Genomic DNA, 4,325 nt, shown 5'->3' on the forward strand with positions numbered 1-4,325 from the left:
GGGGTTGACCAGCTATGCCGAGATCGGCGCGCGGCTGGAGGCGGCACTTGGCGACCCGACGGTCGCCGGCATCGTGCTCGACATCGACTCGCCCGGCGGTGAGACCGGCGGCTGCTTCGAACTCGCCCGCCGCGTGCGCGAGGCGGCGGCCGTGAAGCCCGTCTGGGCCGTGGCCAACGACGCCGCCTTCTCCGCGGCCTACGCCATCGGCTGCGCCGCCGAGCGGCTCTTCGTCACCGAGACCGGCGGCGTGGGCTCGATCGGCGTGATCGCGCTGCACGTCGACCAGTCGGTCAAGGACGCCCGGGACGGCTTGCGCTACACCGCGATCACTGCGGGCGAGCGCAAGAACGACTACTCGCCGCACGAGCCGCTTGCGGACGCCGCCCGCGCGGCGCTCCAGGCCGAGGTGGACCGGCTGCACGCGCTCTTCGTCGCGCACGTGGCGGCGATGCGCGGCCTGCCCGAGGACGCGGTGCGCGCGACCGAGGCCGCGCTCTTCTTCGGCCCGCAGGCTGCTCGAGCCGGGCTGGCCGATGGCGTGGCCACGCTCCCCGCGGTGCTCGCCGAGTTCGACCGACATCTTGCGGCCACGCGGCGTCCGTCTTCCCCGCCGCGCCAAGCCCCGACCGGGAAGGCGACCGTTCTCCGAGGAACCCCCACCATGACCGATACCCCGTCCGAGACCCTCGGCGTGGATGAGGCCGCCGCCCTGGTGGCCGAAGCCCGCCGCGAAGTGGCGCAGTCCGCGAAAGTGATCGCGGAACTGTGCCTGATCGCCGGCTGCCCCGAGCGCGCCGCCGAGTTCATCGCCGCCGGTCGCACCGAAGATGAGGTGCGCCGTCTCCTGCTCGATGCGCGCGCCGCCCACAGCATGGCGTCCGCCGTGCGCTCGACCCACGTGCCCCAGGACTGGGCCACCCCCGGCGCCGATCCGGCCGCCTCGCCCGTGGTCGCCGCCGTGAAGAAACTCGTGACCCGGGAGTGAACCATGCCCACGCTCACCCAAGCCCCCACCCTCGGCGACCTGCTGAAGTACGAGGCGCCGAACCTGTATTCGCGCGAGCAGGCGACCGTGGCCGCCGGGCAGAACCTGCCGCTCGGCGCCGTGGTCGGCCGCGAGACGGCCACCAGCAAGCTCGAGGCCCTCGACCCCGCGGCCGGCGACGGCAGCGAAGTCGCCATGGGCGTGCTCGCGCTGGCCGTCGATGCGACGTTGATCGACCGGGAGGACGCGATCCTGATCGCCCGCCACGCCATCGTCGCGCGCCACGCGCTCGTCTGGCCCGCGGGGATCACCACCGCGCAGCAGCTCGCTGCGATCGCCCAGCTCGAAGCGCGCGGCATCGTGGTGCGCGACAGCGCCTGATTCGGCCCCTCCCCACACCTCGGACGACCCGCCATTCGGCGGGTTCGTTGCTTCTGGAGACCCCGATGCTCAACCCCTTCGATGCCCCCGGCTTCTCGATGGCCAGCCTCACGGCGGCCATCAACCTCATCCCCAACCGCTACGGGCGGCTGGAAGCCTTGAACCTGTTTCCGGCCAAGCCCGTGCGCACGCGCCAGGTCGTGATCGAGGAGTACGCCGGGCGCCTGAACCTCTTGCCCACGCGGCCTCCGGGCGCGCCGGGCACGGTGGGTGAGCGCGGTCAGCGTCGGCTTCGTTCCTTCATCGTCCCGCACATCCCGCACGACGACGTGGTGCTGCCCGAGGAGGTCCAGGGCATCCGCGCCTTCGGCTCGGAAACCGAGATGGAAGCCATCGCCGGCGTGCTCGCGCGGCATCTGGAGACCATGCGCAACAAGCACGCGATCACCCTCGAACACCTGCGTATGGGCGCACTCAAGGGCCAGATCCTGGACGCCGACGGCAGCACGATCTACGACCTGTTCACCGAGTTCGGCCTCACCCCGCAGGTCGTTGCCTTCGACCTCGGCAACGCCGGCACCAACGTGAAGGCGAAATGCCTGTCGGTCCTGGCCGCGATCGAGGACAACCTCAAAGGCGAGTTCATGACCGGCGTGCACGTCCTCTGTTCGCCCGAGTTCTTCCGTCAGCTCACCGGCCACAAGTCGGTCAAGGAAGCCTACGCGCAGTGGCAACAGGGCGCGATCCTGATCAACGACGTGCGCGCCGGCTTCGTCTTCGCCGGCATCACCTTCGAGGAGTACCGCGGTCAGGCCAGCAGCCCGGATGGCACGGTGCGCCGCTTCATCGCCGCGGGCGAGGCGCACGCCTTCCCGCTGGGCACGGTGGACACCTTCGCCACCTACTTCGCGCCGGCCGACTTCAACGAGACTGTGAACACCCTGGGCCAGCCGCTGTACGCCAAGCAGGAGCCGCGCAAGTTCGACCGCGGCACCGATCTGCACACCCAGAGCAACCCGCTGCCGATGTGCCACCGGCCCGGCGTGCTGGTGAAGCTGACCGTCTGAGGGTGCCTGTCCGATGGTCCGTGTGGAGGATCTGTACGACGCCGCCGAGCGCGCGGGGCTCTTGACGCCCGTCGTGGTGGGCACCACCACCGTGTACTGCGCCTTCCGTGCGCCGGACGAGACGGTGCTCGACGGCCTGGCGCTGGCGCGCGACTTCGAGCTCGAGTACGCGGCCTCGCGCCTGGCGCTCGCACCGGGCGACGTGGTCACCATCGCCGGCGAGTCCTACCGCGTGCGCGAGGTGAGGGCGCTCGGCGACGGCCGCGAGTGCCGGGCGAGGCTCGCGAGGCTGCCATGAACTCGGTGCGCGAGCGCCTGCTGCGCACCCTCGTCGATCGGCTCACGGCGGCCCTGGCCCCGGCGCCCGTGCTGCGCCAGCCGGCGACACCGCTGCCCCGCGAGGCCGGCCCTGCCTTGCTCCTCTTCGTCGAGGGCGACGCCCTCACCGCGCATGCCAACCGGCTGGTGGACCGGGCGCTCACCGTCCGCCTGGTCGCGCTCGCGCGCGGCGCGGACGCCTTCGACGCGGCCGACCGGCTGATCGTCGCCGCCCACGCCGCCGTGCTCGCGGACCCGAACCTGGGCGGCCTGGCGCTGGCCGTGCGCGAGCTCGACGCCGACTGGGACGCCGACGACCTCGATGCCGGCACGGTGACGCTGCCGGCGCGCTACGAGATCCGCTACCGCACCACGCTGACCGACCTCACGACCACGGGATGACCCATCCAATGCACATCGAACTGCTCCAAGCCCACACCCACGCCGGTCGGCGCTTGAGCGCCGGCGCGCGGCTGGACCTGCCCGAGGTCAGCGCCCGCTGGCTGATCGCCCAGGGCGCGGCCCGGCTCGTCACGCCGGACTCCCCGACGCCTGCCCCGTCCCTCAAACCCTCGCGCCGTGACGGTTCCGCCGCCGCGGCAACCTCCACGGGAGACTGACCATGGCCTACTTCTGGCTTCGGCCGCTTCGCTTAACGCCCGCTACGCGGGCATTAGCCTTCGCCGCAACGCGCCGACACGGCGCGTTGTCCGGACCCATTGCTGATCGCTGAGGAGGCACGGCAATGGCTTACTTTTCTGGACAGGGACGCGTCTACATCGGCGCGCGCGACTCGGCCGGCAACCCGGCCGGCCTCACCTTCGTCGGCAACGTGCCGGAACTGAAGGTGTCGCTGTCGGTGGAGACGCTGGAACACCAGGAGGCGCAGTCCGGCCAGCGCCTCACCGACCTGCAGCTCATCAAGACCAAGAAGGGCGAGTTCGCCTGCACGCTGGAGGAACTCAGCAGCGGCAACCTCGCGCTCGCCCTCTACGGCCACTCGACCACGGTGGCACCGGGCACGGTCACGGGCGAGGCGCTGCCCAACCCGGTCACCGCGGGCCACCTCTATCCGCTCGCGCACCAGAACGTCTCGGCGGTGCAGATCCAGGACGGGAGCAGCCCGCCCAAGACCCTGCCGGCGACGCAGGTCCAGGTGCACGCCAGGCACGGTTCGGTGCTGATCCTCGACGCCACGACCGGCGGCCCCTATGTCGAGCCCTTCACCGTGGATTACGCCTACGGCGCCGCGCAGAGCACGGCGATGTTCACCCGGCCGCTGCCCGAGCGCTGGATCCGCTTCGAGGGCCTGAACACCGCCGACGCCAACCGCGAGGTGGTGATCGACCTCTATCGCGTGGCCATCAACCCGGCCAAGGAGCTTTCGATCATCACTGACGAACTACTGAAGTTCGAACTCTCCGGCCAGGTGCTGGCGGACCTCTCCAAGCCCGCCGACGGCGAACTCGGCCAGTTCGGCCGCCTGGTGCTGCTGTGAAGGAGGGCGCGATGACTCAAGGCACCGACGACTTCGCGACCTTCCCGCCTGTGCCCCAGGTGGTCACGGTGGC

General features: G+C 71.1%; 7 protein-coding genes. All 7 read left to right on the forward strand.

Annotation, left to right across the window (positions count from 1 at the left end; genetic code table 11):
- Positions 1-988: S49 family peptidase (locus F615_RS18970; RefSeq protein ID WP_033371774.1), on the forward strand; the 988-nt coding region annotated here is incomplete at its 5' end.
- A 3-nt stretch (positions 989-991) separates the two neighbouring features.
- A complete protein-coding gene (locus F615_RS0116785; RefSeq protein ID WP_019562307.1) occupies positions 992-1,369 on the forward strand; it encodes a head decoration protein in 378 nt (125 codons plus the stop codon).
- A gap of 65 nt (positions 1,370-1,434) precedes the next feature.
- Positions 1,435-2,436: a major capsid protein gene (locus tag F615_RS0116790; protein ID WP_019562308.1), complete on the forward strand. Its 1,002-nt coding sequence runs from the start codon at positions 1,435-1,437 to the stop codon at positions 2,434-2,436.
- Positions 2,437-2,449: 13 nt separating this feature from the next.
- Positions 2,450-2,734, forward strand: coding sequence for a head-tail joining protein (locus F615_RS0116795; protein ID WP_019562309.1), 285 nt, complete (start codon positions 2,450-2,452; stop codon positions 2,732-2,734).
- A complete protein-coding gene (locus F615_RS0116800) occupies positions 2,731-3,156 on the forward strand; it encodes a hypothetical protein (protein WP_019562310.1) in 426 nt (141 codons plus the stop codon). The genes F615_RS0116795 and F615_RS0116800 overlap by 4 nt, the downstream gene beginning before the upstream one ends.
- Complete coding sequence (locus tag F615_RS0116805) at positions 3,153-3,374, forward strand: DUF7210 family protein (RefSeq protein WP_245558378.1); 222 nt, start codon at positions 3,153-3,155, stop codon at positions 3,372-3,374. The genes F615_RS0116800 and F615_RS0116805 overlap by 4 nt, the downstream gene beginning before the upstream one ends.
- Positions 3,375-3,499: 125 nt before the next feature.
- A complete protein-coding gene (locus F615_RS0116810) occupies positions 3,500-4,252 on the forward strand; it encodes a phage tail tube protein (protein ID WP_019562312.1) in 753 nt (250 codons plus the stop codon).
- Positions 4,253-4,325: the final 73 nt, after the last annotated feature.

This window comes from Caldimonas manganoxidans ATCC BAA-369 (assembly GCF_000381125.1).
GTDB lineage: Bacteria > Pseudomonadota > Gammaproteobacteria > Burkholderiales > Burkholderiaceae_C > Caldimonas > Caldimonas manganoxidans.